Origin of the sequence: Agrobacterium tumefaciens, from assembly GCF_005221325.1 — a bacterium.
Classification (GTDB): domain Bacteria; phylum Pseudomonadota; class Alphaproteobacteria; order Rhizobiales; family Rhizobiaceae; genus Agrobacterium.
The window spans coordinates 2,526,284-2,548,309 of the sequence record NZ_CP039888.1; the positions used below are offsets into that span (position 1 = coordinate 2,526,284).

Annotated in this window: 16 protein-coding genes; 10 read left to right on the forward strand and 6 right to left on the reverse strand. The window is 59.7% G+C overall.

All coding sequences use genetic code 11. From position 1 onward, the window contains the following. The first annotated feature begins 1 nt into the window (after position 1). Together CFBP5499_RS12915 and CFBP5499_RS12920 are read left to right on the forward strand one after the other, a co-directional pair. Entirely contained in the window at positions 2 to 1,279 is a 1,278-nt protein-coding gene (locus CFBP5499_RS12915; RefSeq protein WP_080827056.1) for a TRAP transporter large permease, read from the forward strand. A gap of 39 nt (positions 1,280 to 1,318) precedes the next feature. Next, positions 1,319 to 2,326 (forward strand): TRAP transporter substrate-binding protein, encoded by a 1,008-nt coding sequence (locus CFBP5499_RS12920; protein ID WP_080827055.1) that lies wholly within the window; start codon positions 1,319 to 1,321, stop codon positions 2,324 to 2,326. Positions 2,327 to 2,434: 108 nt separating this feature from the next. Here CFBP5499_RS12920 and acs read toward each other — a convergent pair whose 3' ends face one another. Further along, positions 2,435 to 4,390, reverse strand: a complete 1,956-nt coding sequence (gene acs / locus CFBP5499_RS12925) for an acetate--CoA ligase (RefSeq protein ID WP_080827054.1) — start codon at positions 4,388 to 4,390, stop codon at positions 2,435 to 2,437. Between the two features lie 230 nt (positions 4,391 to 4,620). Between acs and CFBP5499_RS12930 the strand changes: the two genes are divergently transcribed. Beyond that, complete coding sequence (locus CFBP5499_RS12930) at positions 4,621 to 5,322, forward strand: DUF1013 domain-containing protein (RefSeq protein ID WP_046799628.1); 702 nt, start codon at positions 4,621 to 4,623, stop codon at positions 5,320 to 5,322. Positions 5,323 to 5,381: 59 nt separating this feature from the next. Here the strand turns inward: CFBP5499_RS12930 and CFBP5499_RS12935 are convergent, their stop codons facing one another. Beyond that, positions 5,382 to 6,041, reverse strand: coding sequence for a YggS family pyridoxal phosphate-dependent enzyme (locus CFBP5499_RS12935; protein WP_175416718.1), 660 nt, complete (start codon positions 6,039 to 6,041; stop codon positions 5,382 to 5,384). A gap of 192 nt (positions 6,042 to 6,233) precedes the next feature. Here CFBP5499_RS12935 and leuS point away from each other — a divergent pair, with 192 nt between their 5' ends. Genes leuS through holA form a run of 3 tightly spaced genes read left to right on the forward strand, consistent with a single transcriptional unit; the run spans position 6,234 to position 10,451 of the window. Beyond that, positions 6,234 to 8,864, forward strand: a complete 2,631-nt coding sequence (gene leuS, locus CFBP5499_RS12940; RefSeq protein ID WP_080827051.1) for a leucine--tRNA ligase — start codon at positions 6,234 to 6,236, stop codon at positions 8,862 to 8,864. Beyond that, a complete protein-coding gene (gene lptE, locus CFBP5499_RS12945; protein WP_233284151.1) occupies positions 8,857 to 9,402 on the forward strand; it encodes an LPS assembly lipoprotein LptE in 546 nt (181 codons plus the stop codon). The genes leuS and lptE overlap by 8 nt, the downstream gene beginning before the upstream one ends. A gap of 11 nt (positions 9,403 to 9,413) precedes the next feature. Continuing rightward, positions 9,414 to 10,451, forward strand: coding sequence for a DNA polymerase III subunit delta (holA, locus tag CFBP5499_RS12950; RefSeq protein WP_080827050.1), 1,038 nt, complete (start codon positions 9,414 to 9,416; stop codon positions 10,449 to 10,451). A 62-nt stretch (positions 10,452 to 10,513) separates the two neighbouring features. Here holA and fdxA read toward each other — a convergent pair whose 3' ends face one another. The 4 genes from fdxA to CFBP5499_RS12975 all read right to left on the reverse strand — a co-directional run bounded on the left by fdxA (position 10,514) and on the right by CFBP5499_RS12975 (position 16,195). After that, the gene (gene fdxA / locus CFBP5499_RS12955; protein WP_080827558.1) at positions 10,514 to 10,852 is read right to left on the reverse strand and encodes a ferredoxin FdxA; all 339 of its coding nucleotides are present in this window, start codon (positions 10,850 to 10,852) and stop codon (positions 10,514 to 10,516) included. 157 nt (positions 10,853 to 11,009) lie between these two features. Next, complete coding sequence (locus tag CFBP5499_RS12960; protein WP_080827049.1) at positions 11,010 to 11,426, reverse strand: RNA-binding S4 domain-containing protein; 417 nt, start codon at positions 11,424 to 11,426, stop codon at positions 11,010 to 11,012. Between the two features lie 4 nt (positions 11,427 to 11,430). Beyond that, on the reverse strand, positions 11,431 to 14,532 hold the full coding sequence (locus CFBP5499_RS12965; RefSeq protein ID WP_080827048.1) for a helicase-related protein: 3,102 nt from the start codon (positions 14,530 to 14,532) through the stop codon (positions 11,431 to 11,433). Positions 14,533 to 14,980: 448 nt separating this feature from the next. Beyond that, a complete protein-coding gene (locus CFBP5499_RS12975) occupies positions 14,981 to 16,195 on the reverse strand; it encodes a ubiquinone biosynthesis hydroxylase (RefSeq protein ID WP_233284152.1) in 1,215 nt (404 codons plus the stop codon). An 86-nt stretch (positions 16,196 to 16,281) separates the two neighbouring features. Here CFBP5499_RS12975 and tesB point away from each other — a divergent pair, with 86 nt between their 5' ends. The 4 genes from tesB (at position 16,282) to CFBP5499_RS12995 (ending at position 21,992) form a co-directional block, all read left to right on the forward strand. After that, positions 16,282 to 17,166, forward strand: coding sequence for an acyl-CoA thioesterase II (gene tesB, locus CFBP5499_RS12980; protein WP_080827047.1), 885 nt, complete (start codon positions 16,282 to 16,284; stop codon positions 17,164 to 17,166). Positions 17,167 to 17,379: 213 nt separating this feature from the next. Continuing rightward, positions 17,380 to 17,730 (forward strand): P-II family nitrogen regulator, encoded by a 351-nt coding sequence (locus tag CFBP5499_RS12985; protein WP_004444057.1) that lies wholly within the window; start codon positions 17,380 to 17,382, stop codon positions 17,728 to 17,730. Positions 17,731 to 17,759: 29 nt separating this feature from the next. Further along, positions 17,760 to 19,109 carry an ammonium transporter gene (locus CFBP5499_RS12990; protein ID WP_130932497.1) on the forward strand — a complete coding sequence of 450 codons (1,350 nt, stop codon included), beginning with the start codon at positions 17,760 to 17,762 and terminating at the stop codon, positions 19,107 to 19,109. A gap of 216 nt (positions 19,110 to 19,325) precedes the next feature. Further along, positions 19,326 to 21,992, forward strand: coding sequence for an FtsK/SpoIIIE family DNA translocase (locus tag CFBP5499_RS12995; protein WP_175416719.1), 2,667 nt, complete (start codon positions 19,326 to 19,328; stop codon positions 21,990 to 21,992). The last annotated feature ends 34 nt before the right edge of the window (positions 21,993 to 22,026 follow it).

The following is a 22,026-nucleotide window of genomic DNA, read 5'->3' on the forward strand; positions in this document are numbered from 1 at the left end:
CATGACACTTCTCGTTTTTATCAGCTCTCTCCTGGGAGCCATGGCGATTGGCGTTCCCGTCGCTTTCTCGCTGATGTTCTGCGGCGTCGTGCTCATGTGGTACATGGGCATGTTCAACACCGCGATCATCGCCCAGAACATGATCTCGGGTGCAGACACCTTCACGCTGCTTGCCATCCCCTTCTTCATTCTAGCCGGTGAACTGATGAATTCCGGCGGTTTGTCCCGCCGCATCATCGACTTTGCGATCGCGCTCGTCGGCCATATCCGTGGCGGCCTCGGCATCGTGGCGATCGTCGCGGCCATCATCATGGCCAGCATTTCCGGTTCGGCGGCAGCCGATACCGCAGCCCTCGCCGCGATCCTCATTCCGATGATGGCCAAGGCCGGTTACAACATTCCGCGCTCCGGCGGCCTCATCGCTGCAGGCGGCATCATCGCGCCGGTCATTCCGCCTTCGATGGCCTTCATCGTCTTCGGCGTTGCCGCCAACGTCTCGATCACCCAGCTTTTCCTTGCAGGTATCGTTCCGGGCATTCTGATGGGCATTTCGCTGATCATCGCGTGGCTGATCGTGGTCCGCAAGGACAACATCAAGCCCCTGCCCAGAACCTCCGCCAAGGAACGTCTGGTTGCCACCGCACGCGCCGGCTGGGCGCTCGGCATGCCGGTCATCATTCTCGGCGGCATCAAGGCCGGCATCATGACGCCGACGGAAGCCGCAGTCGTCGCTGCCGTCTACGCTCTCTTCGTCGGCATGGTAATCTACCGCGAGCTGAAACCGGCCGATCTGTACCACGTTCTTCTGCGAGCCGCCAAAAGCACCTCTATCATCATGTTCCTCGTCTGCGCCGCGCTCGTTTCCGCCTGGCTCATCACGGCAGCGAACATCCCGAACGAGGTCGCAGGCTATATCGAACCGCTGATCGATCGTCCGATGCTTCTGATGGTCGCCATGATGGTTCTGGTCTTCATCGTCGGGACCGCGCTCGACCTCACGCCGACCATCCTCATCCTGACGCCCGTTCTGATGCCCATTGTCAAGCAGGCGGGTATCGACCCGATCTACTTCGGCGTATTGTTCATCATCAACAACGCCATCGGCCTGATTACCCCTCCGGTTGGCGTGGTTCTCAATGTCGTCAGCGGCGTCGGCCGCATCCCGCTCGGCAAGGTTACGATCGGCGTTTGGCCGTTCCTCGTTGCCGAAACCATCGTCCTGGCGCTGCTCGTGATTTTCCCGGACATCGTCATGGTTCCGTTGCAGTACCTTCGTTAATCGAAACTTTTTCTCGAACACAATCCAAGGGAGGATATTATGAGAAAGCTTCTTCTGACCACCACGGCCATCGCTTTCGCCGTTGGCGCCGCAGCTCCGGCAATGGCCGAATTCAACAGCCGCAATATCCGCGTTTCGAACGGCATCAACCAGGACCACCCCGTCGGCAACGGCATCAAGGCCATGCAGGCCTGCCTGGACGACAAGTCGGGTGGCAAGCTGAAGCTGACGGCATTCTGGGGCGGCGCTCTCGGCGGTGACCTTCAGGCAACGCAGGCCCTGCGCTCCGGCGTTCAGGAAGCCGTCGTGACGTCCTCTTCGCCGCTCGTCGGCCTCATCCCGTCGCTCGGTGTATTTGACCTGCCGTTCCTGTTCTCCAACGCCAAGGAAGCGGATGCCGTCATGGACGGCGCTTTCGGCGACATGATGAACAAGAAGCTGGAAGAGCAGGGCCTCGTAAACCTCGCTTACTGGGAAAACGGCTTCCGTAACCTGTCCAACTCCAAGCACGCCGTGAACAAGTGGGAAGATTTCTCGGGCCTCAAGGTCCGCGTGATGCAGAACAACATCTTCCTCGACACCTTCCAGAACCTCGGTGCCAATGCAACGCCGATGGCTTTCGGCGAAGTCTTCTCGGCGCTTGAAACCAACGCCATCGACGCGCAGGAAAACCCCTATGTGACGATCGACACCTCCAAGTTCTACGAGGTGCAGAAATACATCACCGAGACGAACCACGCTTACACGCCGTTCCTCTTCCTCTTCTCCAAGCCGATCTTCGACAGCTACACACCGGAAGAGCAGGCAGCGCTGCGTGAATGCGCAGTTGTCGGCCGCGATGAAGAGCGCAAGGTCATCCGCGACCTGAACCAGAAGTCTCTGGAAAAGATCAAGGCTGCCGGCCTCGAAGTGAATACCCTGTCTGCTGAAGAGCAGGCCCGTATCCGCGAAAAATCGATGGTCGTTTACGAAAAGCACAAGGCTGAAATCGGCGCTGATGTCGTCGACGCCGTTCTGGCGGACCTGAAGAAGATCCGCGGCCAGTAAGCCCATCTGGTTGAAATGAAAAACACCCGGAGGTTTCCGCCTCCGGGTGTTTTTGTTTGCGAAAAGCTTGGGATCAAAAAAGGCTGCCGAAGCAGCCTTTTCAGGAAATCAGGATGCCGTGCGGTTCTGCCGGTTGGCGATGAGATCTTCGACGACGGCCGGATCGGCGAGCGTCGAGGTATCCCCCAGCGCACCGAAATCATCCTCGGCAATCTTGCGCAGGATACGCCGCATGATCTTGCCGGAGCGGGTCTTGGGCAGGCCCGGTGCGAACTGGATCTTGTCCGGTGTCGCAACCGGTCCGATCTCGTTGCGGACGTGCTTCACAAGCTCCTCGCGAAGCGCATAATCGCCGTTCTGGCCCGCCATCAGCGTGACATAACAATAGATACCCTGCCCCTTTATGGGATGCGGATAACCGACCACGGCCGCTTCCGAAACGAGGTGATGCGACACCAGCGCCGATTCCACTTCGGCCGTGCCAAGACGATGACCGGAGACGTTCAGCACGTCGTCGACGCGGCCGGTGATCCAGTAATAACCGTCCTCGTCGCGCCGGCAGCCATCGCCGGTGAAATACTTGCCCTTGTAGGTGGAAAAGTATGTATCGACGAAGCGCTGGTGATCGCCATAGACGGAGCGCGACTGGCCAGGCCAGCTGTCGGTGATGCAGAGATTGCCGTCCGCCGGCCCCTCCAGCACATTGCCTTCAGCATCGACAAGCTGCGGCTGCACGCCGAAGAACGGCCTCGTTGCCGAGCCCGGTTTCAGATCGCTCGCACCCGGCAGCGGCGAAATGAGAATGCCACCGGTTTCCGTCTGCCACCAGGTGTCGACGATGGGGCTCTTGTCCTCGCCGACCACATGGTAATACCACTCCCAGGCTTCCGGATTGATCGGTTCGCCAACCGTGCCGAGAAGCCGCAGGCTGTCGCGTGATGAACGCGTGACGAACTGGTCACCCGCCCCCATCAGCGATCGGAGCGCCGTCGGTGCGGTATAGAAGATATTGACCTTGTGCTTGTCGATAACCTCCCAGAAGCGGCCCTGATCCGGGAAGTTGGGCACACCTTCGAACATCAGCGTCGTCGCGCAGTTCGCAAGCGGTCCATAGACGATGTAGGAATGGCCGGTGACCCAGCCGACATCGGCGGTACACCAGAACACTTCGCCGTCCTTGTAGTCGAACACATACTCATGCGTCATCGACGTATAGACAAGGTAGCCGCCCGTGGTGTGCAGCACGCCTTTCGGCTTGCCGGTGGAGCCTGACGTGTAGAGGATGAACAGCGGATCTTCCGCCCGCATCTTCGCCGGCGGGCAATCCGGTTTCACGGTGGCGATTTCCTGATGGTACCAGACGTCACGGCCGGGCGCCCAGCCGGTCTTGCCGCCGGTGCGGCGCACGACAAGAACCTTGTTGACGATGACATATTGCTTGGCGGCGATGTCGATCGCCTTGTCGGTATTTTCTTTGAGCGGGATCGGCTTGCCGCCGCGCACGCCCTCGTCGCAGGTAATGACGAATGTCGATTCGCAATCGACGATACGGCCGGCCAGCGCTTCCGGCGAGAAACCGCCAAAGACGACGGAATGCACGGCGCCGATACGGGCGCAGGCGAGCATGGCATAAGCTGCCTCGGGTATCATCGGCATGTAGATGGTGACGCGGTCGCCCTTCTTGACGCCGTGCTTCTTCAGCACGTTCGCCAGGCGGCAGACATAGTCGTAGAGCTGGTTATAGGTGATCTTCTTGTCGATATAGGGATTGTCGCCTTCCCAGATGATCGCCGTGCGCTCGCCATGTGTCTTCAGGTGCCTGTCGATACAGTTGTAGGAGACGTTGGTCAGGCCGTCCTCGAACCACTTGATCGGCACCCTGCCCTTGAAGGACGTGTTCTTGACCTTGGTGTAAGGCTTGAACCAGTCGATCCGCCGGCCGTGTTTGTCCCAGAACTTTTCGGGATTCTCGACGCTCTCCTGATACCATTTCTGGTACCGCTCATTGTCAATGAGCGTGCGGGCTTTCGCCGACTTGAGCACCGGATAGATTTTGGCAGACATGAACTCCTCCTGGAACCGGGTATGGCTTTTGACGCGGCCCGAGACTCCCACCTCAGGCATGTGTTGAATTCATAGCAGTTCAAATGCACACGGCAATTAGACAAAGGTCATTTGTTTCGCAAAGAATTGCAATTATGATGCAATCCGGTTATAGAGCGCCAATATCCCGGAAATCAGTGGTTGATACCACGCCCGCGACACCGGCGCGGACGGACAGAAGGACTGTATCTATGGCTCAACAATTGCTCATGCCAAAGGCAACGGCTGTATGGCTGGTTGACAACACGGCGCTGTCGTTCGATCAGATCGCCACGTTCTGCAAACTGCATCCGCTTGAAGTCAAGGCCATTGCCGATGGTGAAGCCGCGCAGGGCATCAAGGGCCTCGACCCGATCGCGACCGGACAGCTTTCCCGCGACGAAATCGCCCGCGCTGAAGGCAATCCCAACCACAAGCTCAAGCTTTCCGAGCCGAAGGTCCGCGTGCCGGAATCCAAGCGCCGTGGCCCGCGCTACACTCCGGTTTCCAAGCGTCAGGACCGCCCGAACGCCATTCTCTGGCTGGTTCGCAACCACCCGGAACTGAAGGATGCGCAGATTTCGCGTCTCGTCGGCACCACGAAATCCACCATCGAGCAGATTCGCGACCGCACCCACTGGAACTCGGCCAACCTGACGCCGATGGACCCGGTAACGCTCGGCCTCTGCAGCCAGATCGATCTTGATCTTGAAGTCGAACGCGCCTCGCGCGGCCGCCCGCTGCCAACAGCCGAAGAGCTTGGCAACACGCTACAGCCGGCAACGGCAACGGAAGGTCTGGATTACAACTTCCAGCGTGAGGAAGAAGAGCAGATCGACGCCGACGCCGTGTTCAAGAAGCTCTCCTCGCTGAAGTCTGCACCGAAGGACGAAGACGAGGACGATCAATACTGATCGAAAGTCTTGCATCGTTTGAAAACCCGGCCGCAGTGCCGGGTTTTTTGTTGGATGATTTATCGCGCGCCGAAGATCGCCGAACCGACCCGCACGCTGGTGGCACCGAATTCGGCTGCGGTTTCGAAATCGCCGGACATGCCCATGGAAAGCTTCTCAAGGCCGCATTCCTTGGCAAGCTTCGCTAGAAGAGCGAAATGCGGTCCGGGATTTTCCTCCGCCGGCGGAATGCACATCAGTCCCTCGACCGGCAGCTTAAGCTCATCCCGGCACAAAGCCACGAAGGCGACCGTCTCGCGCGGATCGATGCCGGCCTTCTGCGGCTCGAGCCCAGTATTGACCTGCACATAAAAACGGAGGCTGCGACCCTGTTTGCCGCATTCCTCGGAAAGCGCGCGGGCGATCTTTTCCCGATCGATACTCTGCACGACGTCAAACAGCGCCACCGCATCCGCCGCCTTGTTGGATTGCAGCGGGCCGATCAGATGCAGCTCGATATCAGGTGTCTTTTCTTTAAGAGCGGGCCACTTGCCCTGCGCCTCCTGAACGCGGTTCTCGCCGAACACGCGCTGACCACTGTCGATGACCGGCTGGATCGCTTCCGCGTCGAATGTCTTCGAAACGGCGACGAGCGTGACCTCGCCTGCCTTGCGGCCGGATTTTTCCGCAGCTTCCGCGATCCGCTGCCTGACATCCTCAAGACGTGCTTCGATTTCCATCACAGGACCTTTTTTAAACCGTTCGAACCGCTAACTAGACGCCGATTGCCCTGATGCCAAGCGGGTTTAGCACCATTTGAGGCACGCTGCCCAAGATTGAACGCCCGAATGCCCCGCCAAACTTGACGCCCCGGTCGTTTCATGGTGAAGGTCAGCGCAAATTTTTCCCCTCGATACCCGGAATTCTAAACAATGGCCATCGAACGTTACAATCCTCGCGACGCCGAGCCGCGCTGGCAGCAGAAATGGAACGAAGACAATGTTTTCGTCACCGACAACAGCGATCCGCGCGAGAAGTATTACGTTCTAGAGATGTTTCCCTACCCGTCGGGACGCATTCACATGGGCCATGTCCGCAACTATGCGATGGGTGATGTCGTTGCACGCTACAAGCGCGCGCGCGGCTTCAACGTTCTGCACCCCATGGGCTGGGACGCCTTCGGCATGCCTGCCGAAAACGCAGCCATGCAGAACAAGGTTCATCCGAAGGACTGGACCTATCAGAACATCGCCACCATGCGCGGCCAGCTGAAATCCATGGGCCTGTCGCTGGACTGGACCCGCGAATTCGCCACCTGCGATGTCGAATATTACCATCGCCAGCAGGCGCTGTTTGTCGATTTCATGGAAAAGGGTCTGGTTTACCGCAAGCAATCGAAGGTCAACTGGGACCCGGTAGACCACACGGTTCTGGCCAATGAGCAGGTGATCGACGGCCGCGGCTGGCGCTCCGGCGCACTGGTCGAACAGCGCGAACTGACGCAATGGTTCTTCCGCATCACCGATTTCAGCCAGGACCTGCTGGACGAACTGGACGAACTGGATCAGTGGCCGGAAAAAGTGCGCCTGATGCAGAAAAACTGGATCGGCCGTTCCGAAGGCCTGTCGCTGCGCTGGCAGACCGTTGCTGACACGGCGCCGGAAGGTTTCTCCGACATCACCGTCTATACGACGCGTCCCGACACGCTGTTCGGCGCGTCCTTCCTGGCAATCGCCGCCGACCATCCGCTGGCAAAAGAACTGTCGGCGACCAACCCTGACATTGCCGAATTCTGCGACGAATGCCGCCGCCATGGCACGTCTTTGGCAGCGCTGGAAACCGCCGAAAAGAAGGGTATCGATACCGGCGTCAAGGTCGTGCATCCGCTGGATCCCAGCTGGGAACTGCCCGTCTATGTCGCCAATTTTGTATTGATGGATTACGGCACCGGCGCAATCTTCGGCTGCCCCTCCGGCGATCAGCGCGACCTGGACTTTGCCCGCAAATACGGCCTGCCAGTCGTGGCCGTCGTCGCACCCGAAGGTCCGGATGCTGAAAGCTTCACCGTTGAGGACACCGCCTTCACCGACGATGGCGTGATGATCAATTCGGGCTTCCTGAACGGCATGAAGACGACAGACGCCTTCGAAGCCGTCGTGCAGACGCTGTCGGCTCAGTCTCTGGGCAACGCGCCGCAAGCCGAACGCAAGGTCAATTTCCGCCTGCGTGACTGGGGCATTTCCCGCCAGCGTTACTGGGGTTGCCCGATCCCGGTCATCCACTGCGAAGTCTGCGGCGTCGTGCCGGTTCCGAAAAAGGACCTGCCCGTCAAGCTGCCCGACGACGTGACTTTCGACGTGCCTGGCAACCCTTTGGATCGCCACCCGACATGGCGTCATGTCTCCTGCCCGCAATGCGGCCATGACGCACGCCGTGAAACGGATACGATGGATACCTTCGTCGATTCCAGCTGGTATTACACGCGCTTCACCGCGCCGTGGGAAGACGCGCCGACCGATCCGAAGGTCGCCAATCACTGGCTGCCGGTGGACCAATATATCGGCGGCATCGAACACGCGATCCTGCATCTGCTCTATTCGCGCTTCTTCACCCGCGCGATGCGCGAGACAGGCCATGTGGACGTCAAGGAACCCTTCAAGGGCCTCTTCACCCAGGGCATGGTGGTCCACGAGACCTATAGCCGCGGTGAAGGCCTGACGCGCGAATGGGTGCCACCTGCGGAACTGAGGATCGAGGAAACCGACGGCGCGCGCCGGGCGTTCCTGCTCTCTTCCGGCGAAGAGGTGAAGATCGGCTCCATCGAAAAAATGTCGAAGTCGAAGAAGAACGTGGTCGATCCTGACGATATCATCGCATCTTACGGCGCCGATACCGCACGCTTCTTCGTTCTCTCAGATTCTCCACCCGATCGCGACGTCATCTGGTCCGAAGCCGGCGTGGAAGGTGCAAACCGATTCGTCCAGCGTGTCTGGCGCATCATCGGTGAAGCCGCCGCACAGTTGAAGGCCGTCAAGCCGAAGCCGGCGACCGAAGGTGAAGGCCTGGCCGCCTCCAAGGCCGCCCACAAAACGCTGAAGGCCGTTCAGGAAGATCTGGACAAGCTCGCGTTCAATAAGGCCATCGCTCGCATTTACGAACTGGTCAACGCGCTGGCGGGTCCGCTGGCCGACGTTGCTTCCGGCGGCAAATCCGACGACGTGAAGGCGGCCGCGCGTGACGCCGTCGAAATCCTGATCCGCATCATCGCGCCCATGACGCCGCATCTTGCGGAAGAATGCTGGTCGGCGCTGGGCAATGAAGGCTTGGTGGCTGAGACGCCATGGCCGACTTTCGTGGCTTCGCTGGTCGAGGAAAACGATGTCGTCATGCCAGTACAGGTCAATGGCAAGAAGCGCGGTGAATTGACAATCGCGCGCGATGCGGATCAAGATGCGGTCCGCACGGCTGCCCTTGCGCTGGATGCCGTCAAATCCATTCTTGCCGGTGGCGAGCCCAAAAAAGTCATCGTGGTTCCGCAGAGGATTGTGAACATTGTTGTCTGACGTTTTTTCGAGATGGAGCCGCGTCGCGGCAGCAATTTCCGTCGTGATGGTGGCTGGTCTTCTGGCGGGCTGCCAGGTGCGCCCGCTTTATGGCGAAGCTTCCGGAACCAAGGAAAGACTGGCGGCCGTCAGCATCTCCCAGACCGGCGGCAGGGTCGGACAGGAAGTACGCAACCATCTGATCTTCCTGACGTCCGGCGGTGCCGGCGAACCGGCCACGGCGCAATATAACGTCAAGATTGCCGTAGGCTCGAGCGCCAGTTCGACGGAAGTGCAGAACTACGATCTGACGACGCGCACGAACAACAACTACGACGGCCCCTATCCCGGCCGTGTCGTGATGAGTGGTCAATACGTTCTGACGCGCGTTTCCGATGGTCAGATTCTGCGTTCCGCACGCCGCAGCGTGACGGCGCAGGTGGATCTACCGCAGCAGGAATTCGCCAAGATCCGGGCGATCCGCGATGCCGAAAACCGTGCGGCCCGCGAACTGGCTGAAATCATCCGCACCGATATCGCCGCCACCCTCGGCCGCTGAGAGCGGCGGCCGTGGCGGAGATAAAGTCCCATGAGTTCGAGCGCTTCGCCGAAAATCCGGCGGAGCGCTTTCGCGTTTTTGTGCTCTACGGCCCGGATCGTGGTCTGGTATCTGAGCGGGCAGGCGTCATCGCGAAGAAGACCGGCATCGACCCCGATGATGCTTTCGCATCGTTGAAACTGACCGCATCCGATCTGCAGGGCGACCCTGGCCGCCTGCTCGATGAAGTGAACTCGATCGGCCTTTTTGGCGGCGAAAAACTCGTCTGGGTCAAAGGCGCCGCCGCCGAAAAGCCGCTGGTGGATGCGCTTCAGATTCTGGCGGACGCACCACCGGAAGCAAGCTTCCTGATCATCGAAGCGGGCGACGTCAAAAAGGGCACGGGGCTACGCAAGATCGCGGATCCGGCTCGCTCCATCGCCGCAATCCCCTGTTATGCGGACGATGCGCGCTCCCTGAATGCATTGATCGATCAGGAGCTCTCCGCGAATAATCTGCGGATTGCACCAGCTGCACGGCAAAGGCTGATCGAGCAACTCGGCGGCGACCGTATCGCCTCGCGTAACGAAATCCGCAAGCTCGCACTCTATTGCCTCGGGGCCGACGTGATCGAGGAAGATGACATTCTGGCCATCATCGGCGATGCCAGTACGGTGTCCGCCGACGACGCCGTCGATGCCATTCTGAAAGGCGACAGAAACGCCTTTTTCCATGCCACCCAGAAGATCATTTCATCGAAAACCCCGATCTTCCTCGTCCTCCAGGGATGCCTCAAGCAATTCCAGCTGCTCGACCAGATGCGGGCCGAAATGGATGAGAAAAAGCAGCAGGCCGGCCAGGTCATGCAGACGCTTGGGCGCCATATCCATTTTCGCCGGAAACCGATCATCGAAAGAGCGCTGCGGACATGGCAGCCAGCGGCGATTGCCCGCGAGATGAACCGCTTGCAGGCAGCCATCCTGCAAAGCCGCCAGCGGCAAAGCCTAGAGGAAAGCGTGGCTCTTCTGACATTGCTATCGACCACGCTTCAGTCCGGCCGGGGTGGATGAACAAAAAGCCCTCGCGCTGGTGCGACGAGGGCTTTTCAAATGTTGATCCGGGAACTTCTGGTTCAGTCGCCCTTGCCGGGTTCGGCAGAGAAATAAAGCTCCAGCTTTCCTTCGACCCCGTCCATTTCCTTGGCTTCCGGCATCGGATCACGCTTGATGGTGATATTCGGCCAGATGGCCGCATATTCGGTATTGAGCTTCAACCACTTGTCGAGACCCGGCTCCGTATCGGGCTTGATAGCCTCAGCGGGACATTCCGGTTCGCACACACCGCAATCGATGCATTCATCGGGATTGATGGCGAGGAAATTTTCACCCTCGTAAAAGCAGTCGACGGGGCAGACCTCAACGCAATCGGTATATTTGCAGCGGATGCAATTGTCGGTCACGACATATGTCATGATGAACTCCAGAATATGCAGGCCGGGTCTTTGGGCTTCGGAACACAAGCCGTCGCCCGGAATTCAGACAGGGCAATTTCGCAAGTGACGTAATGCCTTTGCCTGCAGATAGCAAGGATAACAATTCTGAAAAACGGGATCGACCTGGAGGTTTATTCTAATCTTTGCTTCCGTCACTGTCAGACAGAAACCTGTCGAGCGCCCTGCGCTCTTTTTTGGTCGGGCGTCCGCTGCCAGGCTCGCGCAGCGCCTGTTCGAGAGGGCTCAGCCTGTCGGACGGCTCCCGTGGCGGCGTCTGGTCATCGTAGAGAAGCCTGGCTTCCTCATAAGGTCCGCGCCGCGCTCCGCCGGATTTGACGACGAGCACCTTGTCCATCCGCTCAAAGCGAATCTCCAGCTTGTCCCCCATCTTCACCATATGGCTGGGCTGGCGGATGGCAATGCCGTTGACCTTGACGTGGCCGGACTGGATGTAGCTCTGGGCCAGCGATCGGGACTTGGCCATGCGAGCAAAGAACAGCCACTTGTCCAGACGCTGACGCGTGCTCTCCAGTGGCTGTTCGTTGCTTCCCATGAGCTTACTTCTTCAGCTGCTCCTTGAGCGCAGCAAGCTTTGCGAAGGGCGAATCCGGATCCATCGGCTTCTCCTTGCGCGGTGGCTTGGCTTCGAAGCGCTGCTGACCCTGCGGCTTTCCACCACGGTCATTACGCTCCGGCCGGTCTTTGCGCTCCCCGCGATCATTGTTGCGGTTGTTGCCGCGATCGGGTCTACCGCCGTCACGCTTGCGCTCGCCATCGCCACCGCGATTGGCTGCTTCGCGATTTGCACCGTCGCGATTTGGATTGTCACGGTTTGCACCGTCACGATTGTCGCGGCGGCCTTCGCCGCGACGCTCGCCCTGTTCGCGTGCGCCTTCACGACCCTGACCACGATGGCCGGGGCGACGGTTTTCGCCGCGCTGATTTTCGTTGCGACCACCCGGACGCCACAGAAGAACGGGCTTCGGCTCGGTAGGTTCAGTGCCTTCGGCAGACACGGCCTCGCTTGCGACAACCTCTTCACCGACAACTTCCACGACCGCCGCCTCGGAAGCGTCGCCTTCAGCAACTGCCGCCGTTTCGGTTTCCTGCTCCTCGGAAGCTGGCTCATCCTGCTCGGTCTCAGCGCTTTCCTCTTCGCCCGTCACCGCTTCCGTGGCGACAGGAGCGGCAGCACCAGTCTGGCCGGCGAGGAAGGCCTGCGCCTCTTCCGCCGTGACCTGATCGGCACGGTAACCGAGGCCCTTGAGAATTTCTTCCATGTCGTCGAGCGTTGCGCCGAGAATGGAAAGCATGGCGGTCGTCGTCGTGAAACGGCGACCATCATAAGCACCTTCCGGACGCGGCTGCTGACCGGGCTTCCACTGCAGCAGCGGGCGGATGAGATCGGCCAGACGCTCGAGAATGTCGATACGCACGGCGCGCTTTCCGAGGAAACGGAAACCGGCGAGCTTGTAGAACATCCGCTCGAAGCTGGCATCTGTCACAACCGAGGTGCGGCCCGCGGCCAGCACCGGAATAAGATCGCCATAACCCGGCCTGCCGAGACCATCATTCTTCAGCGCCCAGAGCAGCGTGACAAGCTCGGCCGGGGCCGGCTTCAGCAATGCGGGCAGGAAAACGTGATATGCGCCGAAACGCACGCCATAGCGGCGCATGGAGGCGCGCGCATCCTGATCGAGCGACTTCACGTCTTCGGTGACGTCGCGGCGGAACAGAACGCCAAGATTTTCGACCAGCTGGAACGCCAGTCCTTTCGCCAGACCCTGAAGGTCTTCGGCGCGAGAAATATCGTCCAGCGGCTTCAGCACGGTCGCAATCTGATGATTGACGAAACGTTCGACGCGCGCCAGCGCATGATCGCGGGCATTGCCGCTCAATTGCTCGTCCGCGAACAGGATCACCCGCGGCTTCATGATATTATCGCCTGCCGAAAGGCGGGCCACCGGCTCGCCCAACCAGCGAACCAGACCATCGGAGCTCAAAGCGAGATCACCATTTCCACTGGCATGCAAACGCGCGGCACGCGCCTCATATTCGAGCGCGAGCGCCTTCTGCGCAGCAGCCTGCACGGCCTTCTGATCCGGCCCTTCCATTCCCGACACCGGCGTGAACCGGAATCCGGCCAATTGACCGACGTGATGTCCTTCTACGAAGACATCACCATTTACACTGATTTCAGCTTCAAGCATCGCATTCTCTCTCAGGCGCCTCATGAGCACAGATGTCCTGCGATCAACAAAGCGTTTCGTCAACCTTTCATGTAGCGCATCGGACAATCGATCCTCGATTTCCCGCGTCTTTTCTTGCCAGTGTGTCGGATCGGCAAGCCATCCTGGGCGGTTCGATACATAAGTCCATGTTCTGATCTGCGCAATCCTCGCAGACAATGTATCGATCTCTCCATCCGTACGATCGGCGCGGCGCACCTGCTCGGCCATGAAATCCTCGTTCACCGCCCCGCGCTTGACGAGGTCGAAATAGAGTGTGGAGATCAGATCGGCATGCTGTGCGGGGGCGATGCGGCGATAATCGGGCAGCGCGCAGGCCTCCCAGAGTTTTTCCACCCGCGCATCCGTCGTCGTCACGTCGATGATCTCAGGATAACGAGACAGATACTCCAGCGCCTGCTGATCGATGGCCGGCAGGGCACGCGAAAGCCCCTGGATCGCTGGGGCGGCGTCGAGGCTCGTGCGCAGATTGGCGATGGAGGAAAAATCGAAATTTTTCGTCCGCCATTGCAGCACCTTCACTGCATCGAACTGATGGGTTTCGATACGCTTTACCAACTCATCGTCGAACGGATCGACACGCCCCGTCACACCGAACGTGCCATCGCGAAGATGGCGGCCGGCGCGGCCGGCGATCTGGCCGATCTCGCCCGGATTGAGATTGCGGAACTGGTAACCGTCGAATTTGCGGTCCTGCGCGAAGGCGACATGATCGACATCAAGGTTGAGGCCCATGCCGATGGCGTCCGTCGCGACAAGATATTCCACATCGCCCGACTGGTAGAGACCCACCTGCGCATTGCGCGTGCGCGGCGAAAGCGCGCCCATCACCACGGCCGCACCACCGCGCTGGCGACGCACCAACTCGGCAATGGCATAAACCTCTTCCGCCGAAAAGGCGACGATCGCCGTGCGTTGCGGCAGGCGGGTGATCTTCTTCTGGCCCGCATAAAAAAGCTGCGACAGACGCGGCCGCTCGACCACGGTTATTCCCGGCAGCAGCTTTTCAAGGATCGGGCGCATCGTGCCGGCACCCAGAAGCAGCGTCTCTTCCCGCCCGCGCAGATGCAGCACCCGGTCGGTGAAGATATGACCACGCTCAAGATCGCCGGCCAGCTGCACCTCGTCGATGGCGACGAAGGGGGCGGTTGTCTCGCGCGGCATGGCTTCAACGGTGCAGACGGAATATTTGGCTTTGGACGGTGCGATTTTTTCTTCGCCTGTTATCAGCGCCACATTCGGCGCCCCCACCTTTTCGACCAGACGGGTATAGACCTCGCGCGCCAGAAGACGCAGCGGCAGGCCAATGACGCCGCTGCCATGCGCGACCATACGCTCGATCGCGTAATGGGTCTTGCCGGTATTGGTGGGGCCGAGAACGGCCGTGACACCGCGGCCGCTCAGGATCATGGGGCGAAAATTCAACGTAGTATCCGCGAATCGACTTCATCTGCTTGCCGTGCCGCCCGGCATCACCGGATGCGGGCCGCACGCACCACACATGGCAATGCGCGCCGACAAAGGCAATAGGCCTCACCCGTAAAGTGGCGGAGGGGGGATTCTCAGGCGGAATTTCCATTCAGATTCAGCGGCTTGAGGGTTCAAAAAGAATCCGGCGAAAATGGAATCGATTCGGCTACGGAACAGTCTGCGAACGAATCGAATACGAATCGCTGACTCGCCCTGATTCCGTTTTTGTTCTCCGCAATATCTGGTTGAAGAATTCGTGTCTCATACCAGATTGTGAATCCGGGTAAGTCCTTGCCCGGATTCAGCTTTCCATCACCGGGAAATGCCGCAATGGCCTGTCAAGCGACAATTGCGGAGAGCGCTCTTCACCCTTGGCGAAGGGTCCCGGTCAAAGCGCCTCGCCGGCAAGAAGGCGCGGCGCATTCGCATCCGTCGTACCGGCGGCCTGACCGATGAAATAGGACTTGAGGCCCGGCAAACGATCGACAACACCCAGACCGAAATCGCGCATGATGCGGATGGGACCGACATCGTTGGAAAAAAGCCGGTTCAGCACATCCGTCGTCACACCCATGCGCAACGTGTCGAAACGCCGCCAGGATTGATACCGCTCGAGAACGTTGAGAGAGCCAATATCGAGACCGAGACGGTCAGCCTCGACCACGGTTTCGGCGAGTGCTGCCACATCCTTGAAGCCGAGATTGAGGCCCTGTCCGGAAATCGGATGAATGCCGTGCGCTGCGTCACCAGCAAGCGCAAACCGCGGCGCGACGAAGGAGCGCGCCAGCGTCAGGCCCAGCGGAAAGGCCCGCCGGGGGCCGACCGGACGGACGGGACCGAGCTTGTGGCCGAACCGGCGCTCCAACTCCTCCTCAAATACTAGATCGTCGGAAGCGACCAGCCTGTCAGCATCGGCCGTGCGCTCGGTCCAGACAAGCGAGGAGCGGTTTCCCTTCAACGGCAGGATGGCAAAGGGGCCGGAGGGCAGGAAATGCTCCTCCGCGCAGCCCTCATGCGGCCGTTCGTGCTCGACGGTCGTGACGATGCCGGACTGGTCGTAGGCCCAATGCACCGTCTTGATGCCAGCCATGTCCCGTAGCGCCGAGCGAACACCGTCGCAGGCAATGAGCAATCGCGCGTCCAGCGATGAACCGTCGGAAAGGGTGATGGCTGTCGATTGCGGTCCCGCAGTAAAACCGGAAACACTGAAACCGTGGCGGATTTCAATGCCGAGACGCTCACAAACGCCACGCAGCGCGCCCACCATCGCAACATTCGGGACCATATGGGCAAAAGGCCTGCCCTCCTCCACGGCGCCGTCAAAGGTCAGAAAGACCGGGCGGACGGGATCGGCGGTCTTCGAATCGGTGACCACCATCTTGTGGATCGGCTGCGCCTCGGGCTCGATCTCGTTCCATATGCCGAAAACATCGAGCATGCGCGTGGCCGCCGCAATGACGGCGGAGGCGCGGACATCCTTCTTCCAGACATCATCAGGGGCGGCTTCAATCACCTGTACATTGAGGTGCGGAGCAGCCTGCTTGATTGCGACAGCAGCGGAAAGACCGACATATCCGCCACCTGCAACTACCACGTCCAGCATCGCGCTTCTCCTCAAATCTTGTACACGCATCATCGGCGCACTATAGACCATGTGACGTCTTCCTACAGCCGGAGCAGGCCGAAAAAATGTCGCACCCCTCGCAAACATCAGACCCGATGGTCAATCTCATCGCCACGCTCGATCTTGAGAAGCTGGAAGAGAACCTCTATCGGGGCGAAAGCCCGCAGATCGGCTGGCAGCGAGTTTTTGGCGGCCAGGTCATCGCACAGGCCCTGATCGCCGCGCAGAGAACCGTGGATGACGACCGCTTGGTACATTCGCTACATGCTTATTTCATGCGCCCGGGCGACCCGCTCGTGCCTATCGTCTATCAAGTGGAGCGTATCCGCGACGGCGCAAGCTTCTGCACCCGCCGCGTGGTCGCCATCCAGCACGGCAAGGCGATTTTTTCCATGTCGGCGTCGTTTCAGATCTTCGAGGACGGCTTTAACCATCAGATCAGGATGCCTGATGTAACGCAGCCCGAAAAACTGATGAGCGAGGAGCAGATGCAGGCGGCCTTCCTCGCCAAGGCGCCGGCTTCGATCCGCAAATACTGGAGCAACAAACGGCCGATCGAGATAAGGCCGGTTTCGCTGACCCATTATATCTCGAAGGAAAAGCTGGAGCCGCAGCAGGATATCTGGGTCCGCGCCGTCGGCGACGTGCCTGATGATCCACGCCTGCAATCGGCCGTTCTCGCCTATCTCTCGGACATGACGCTGCTCGACACCTCGCTCTACGCCCATGGAACGACCATCTTCGATCCGTCCATCCAGGTAGCGAGTCTGGACCATGCCATGTGGTTCCACCGCCCCTGCCGGCTGGATGACTGGCTGCTCTACACCCAGGACAGTCCCAGCGCCTCTGGCGCGCGCGGCCTGACCCGTGGCAATATTTTCACCAGACAGGGTGAACTTGTCGCCTCCGTGGCGCAGGAGGGGTTGATCCGCAAAAGGGCAAATGATTAAATAATGTGCTTTTTTCAAAAATCGCACATTTTATAGACGCATTTTTTGGCGACAAATGCCCCTTTTTCAGACGTCAGTCATATAAGTTTTATATTTCAATAAGTTAAGAGAACACTCCAAAACTGGCACGCCCTTTGAATGTATGTCCGCAGTCGCTGTTACTGATCTGCCAGCGGCAAGGAGAGTCGGCTCCATGCCGAGGACAAACAAAGGATGGGAAACCAGATGAAAATTGTGATGGCCATTATCAAGCCGTTCAAGCTGGATGAGGTGCGCGAAGCCCTCACCGGCGTCGGCATCCAGGGCCTGACCGTGACCGAGGTGAAGGGTTACGGACGTCAGAAGGGGCATACCGAGATTTATCGCGGCACGGAATACGCGGTGAGCTTCCTTCCCAAGCTGAAAATCGAGATCGCAGTTCCATCCGACGTCGTCGACAAGGCCGTCGAGGCGATCGCGTCTGCGGCAAAGACCGGGCAGATCGGTGACGGCAAGATCTTTGTCTACTCTATCGAACAGGCCGTGCGCATCCGTACCGGCGAAACCAACACAGAAGCGCTTTAAAGCACGGCTGACAGGGGAGTTTTCCAACTATGCAACTCAACAAGTTTTTGATGCTCGGCAAGCTGGGCGCCGCAGCGACGGCCCTGATGGCCCCGGCCATCGCTTTTGCCCAGGATGCAGCGCCGGCAGTCGCGGCAGCGGCTCCTGTACCGGAAAAAGCCGATACCGCCTTCATGTATATCGCAACGATCCTCGTGCTGTTCATGATCATTCCGGGTCTGGCGCTGTTTTACGGCGGTCTGGTCCGCACCAAGAACATGCTCTCCGTTCTCATGCAGTGCACGGTCATCGGCGCAGTCATGATGCTCGTCTGGGTCATCTACGGTTACTCCTTCGCCTTCGGCGGCGGCACCGGCCCCTATTTCGGCGGCTTCGGCAAACTGTTCCTGTCGGGCGTTTCGCTTGACAGCACCTCGGCAACCTTCTCGCAGGGCGTCGTGATCTACGAATACACCTTCATCGCCTTCCAGATGACCTTTGCGGCCATCACGCCTGCGCTGATCATCGGTGCTTTCGCAGAACGCGTGAAGTTCTCCGCCGTCATCCTCTTCACCATCCTGTGGGCGACCTTCGTGTATTTCCCGATCGCTCACATGGTCTGGGATGCAAACGGCCTGATCTTCGGCATGGGCGCTCTCGACTTCGCCGGCGGCACCGTCGTTCACATCAATGCCGGTATCGCCGGTCTGATCGGCGCGATCATGGTCGGCAAGCGCACCGGCTTCGGCAAGGACATGATGGCCCCCCACTCCATGACCCTGACGCTCGTCGGTGCAGCCATGCTGTGGTTCGGCTGGTTCGGCTTCAACGCCGGCTCCAACCTCGAAGCATCCGGTGGTGCGGTTCTCGCAACCATGAACACCTTCCTCGCAACGGCTGCAGCTATCGTTTCCTGGTCGCTGGTTGAAAGCTTCACCCGTGGCAAGGCCTCCATGCTGGGCGCCGCTTCGGGCATGATCGCCGGCCTCGTCGCCGTCACGCCTGCCGCCGGCTCTGTTGGCCCGATGGGTGCCATCGTTCTCGGCCTTATCGTCTCGCCGATCTGCTACTTCTTCGTCTCCGTGGTGAAGAACAAGTTCGGTTATGACGACACTGCCGACGTCTTCGGCGTTCACGGCATTGGTGGCATCATCGGCGCGCTCGGCACCGGTATCTTCACCTCGCCGCTGCTTGGCGGCACCGGCAAGGCCGATTTCTCCATCGCCTCGCAGCTCTGGACCCAGTTCGTTGCCGTCGCCATCACCATCGTGTGGTGCGCCGTCGTCTCGGCTATCCTCTACAAGATCGTCGACGTGATCGTTGGCCTCAGGGTTCCGGTCGAAGCCGAACGCGAAGGTCTCGACCTCGCAACCCACGGCGAAGCCGCTTACCACTCCTGATATCAGGGAAAAGGGGCTCTCCATCCCCTCTCCCGCAAGAAGGCCCGCTCCGGCGGGCCTTTTCTTTGCCGCAAATCCGCGCTCGGCTTCAAAAATCCGCATGGTTAACACGACATTAACCAGCGAGCGGTTAGTTTTCCCTGTCAATCCGGGACCAGGTCACCCTGCCGGATCTTGCCGAAACCACAAAACAACGGGTTCAGGGACATGGGCAGAATGCATTCTCCGACATTCGATGGTCGTCACACGCGCTTCGTGTTGACGGCATTTTTCGTGCGTCAGATCATGGCTCTTGCCGGTTTTGCTCTTTTGGCCACGATAGCACTGGGTATTGCCGCACTCGCTACATGGAATGTGGCGGATCCGAGCCTCTCCTATGCCACCGGGAACCAACCCACCAATCTTCTGGGTTACAGCGGCGCGATCTTTGCCGATATCGTGATGCAGTTTCTCGGGCTTTCCGCAATCATTTCATTCCTGCCCATCATCGCCTGGGCGATTGCTCTCATCGCCGGGCGCAAGTTCAATCGTATACCCGCCCGCCTCGTCGCATGGGTTGCGGGCGCCATCGTCTGCGCCGCCTCGCTCGGCTGTTTTCCGGCACCGGTCACATGGCCCCTGCCGAACGGCATTGGCGGCGTCATTGGTGACATGATCCTGCGCTTCCCCGCGCTTTTCATCGGCGCTTACCCCACCGGCACCATCGCCACAGTACTCGGCGTCATATTCGCGGCGCCCGCCGCCTGGCTGATGCTGTTTGCCGCCGGTATCGTCGGCGGTCTGGACGACGAGCTGGAGCGGGAAGAAGCTGTCCCGGTCGCCACCAGCAAAGCCCGCGCTGCCCGTGAAGCGGAAGAGGATGATGAGGACGATGGCGAAGGCTTCTTCGCCAACATGCTCGCCTTTGGCGCAATGACGCATTACTGGTACATCACCCAGGCGCGCTTCCGCCGCCTGTTCGGCCTGAAGTCGAAATCCCTGCACGACGAATTCGAACATCCCTACGATTTCAATGAATATGAATTCGGCACGCTGAACGAACCCTCACGCCTGAAGACCGCGATCAATCGCCTCGACCAGCGCGCGGAACCGTCTTTCGAAGAACGCGCCGCATCGCGCCGGCAAATGTCGCCTCCCTCCATCGCGCTCGATCATGACGACGATATGGATGAGGAGCCGCCTTTCGACGCGGACGGACGCCGCCTGCCGAACGGTATTCTTTCCGACGACGAATCCGATGAAAAATTCACCGCCCGACAGGCCCCCGGACGTGGACAGCCCAGAATAACCGCGCCTTCCGCCCGTCCGAAGCCGAGTGAGCGCGTGACAAGAGAGGCGCAGGCCTCTTTCATCGCCGCCGACGGTTTCCAGCTGCCCACCGTCCATCTACTGGCCGAACCGAAGAATGTCGTGCGCGACAACATGCTGAGCGAAGAAGTGCTCGAACAGAATGCCCGCCTTCTGGAAGGCGTTCTCGAGGATTTCGGCGTCAAGGGTGAGATCATCCACGTCCGCCCCGGCCCGGTGGTTACACTTTACGAACTGGAGCCCGCGCCCGGCATCAAGTCTTCACGCGTCATTGGCCTTGCAGACGATATTGCCCGCTCCATGAGCGCGATCGCCGCCCGCGTCGCCGTCGTTCCCGGCCGCAATGCCATCGGCATCGAACTGCCGAACCAGACCCGCGAGACCGTGTTCCTGCGTGAGCTGATTGGCAGCCGCGATTTCGAAAACAGCAAGGCGAAGCTCGCCATGGCGCTCGGCAAAACCATCGGCGGCGAACCTGTCATCGCCGATCTTGCCAAGATGCCGCATCTGCTCGTCGCCGGCACCACGGGTTCCGGCAAGTCCGTCGCCATCAACACCATGATCCTGTCGCTGCTTTACCGCATGTCACCGGAACAGTGCCGCCTGATCATGATCGACCCGAAAATGCTGGAGCTGTCGATCTATGACGGCATTCCGCATCTGCTTTCCCCCGTCGTCACCGATCCGAAAAAGGCCGTCGTGGCCCTGAAATGGACCGTGCGCGAGATGGAAGAGCGCTACAAGAAGATGTCAAAGATCGGCGTGCGCAACATTGACGGCTTCAACAGCCGCGTGCAGCAGGCGCTGGACAAGGGTGAAATCCTCACCCGCACGGTACAGACAGGCTTCGACCGCCAGACCGGCGAAGCGATCTACGAGACGGAAGAATTCGATCTGAAGCCCCTGCCCTATATCGTCGTTATCATCGACGAAATGGCGGACCTGATGATGGTTGCCGGCAAGGACATCGAAGGCGCGGTGCAGCGGCTGGCGCAGATGGCGCGTGCCGCCGGCATCCACGTCATCATGGCCACCCAGCGCCCGTCCGTCGATGTCATCACCGGCACTATCAAAGCCAACTTCCCGACCCGCATCTCGTTCCAGGTGACGTCGAAGATCGACAGCCGCACGATCCTCGGAGAGCAGGGCGCCGAACAGCTGCTCGGCATGGGCGACATGCTCTATATGGCGGGCGGCGGACGCATCCAGCGTGTGCACGGCCCCTTCGTTTCCGATAATGAAGTCGAAGAAATCGTCGCCTACCTGAAGACACAAGGGTCGCCGGAATACCTGGAAGCGATCACCGAAGAAGACGATGAGGACGGCGCCGGCAGCGGCCCGGCCGGCGGTGGCAACTTCTCCGATTCCGAAGACCCCTACGATCAAGCTGTAGCCGTCGTTCTTCGGGATGGAAAAGCCTCCACTTCCTATGTACAGCGCCGTCTCGGCATCGGTTACAACCGTGCCGCCTCGCTGATCGAACGCATGGAGCAGGAAGGCATTATCGGCCCCGCCAACCACGCCGGAAAACGCGAAATCCTCGTACCGACAGAAGCAGACATCATCGAGCGATAAATCCGCAACCAAGCGGGGCTGAGAAGCGTTATTA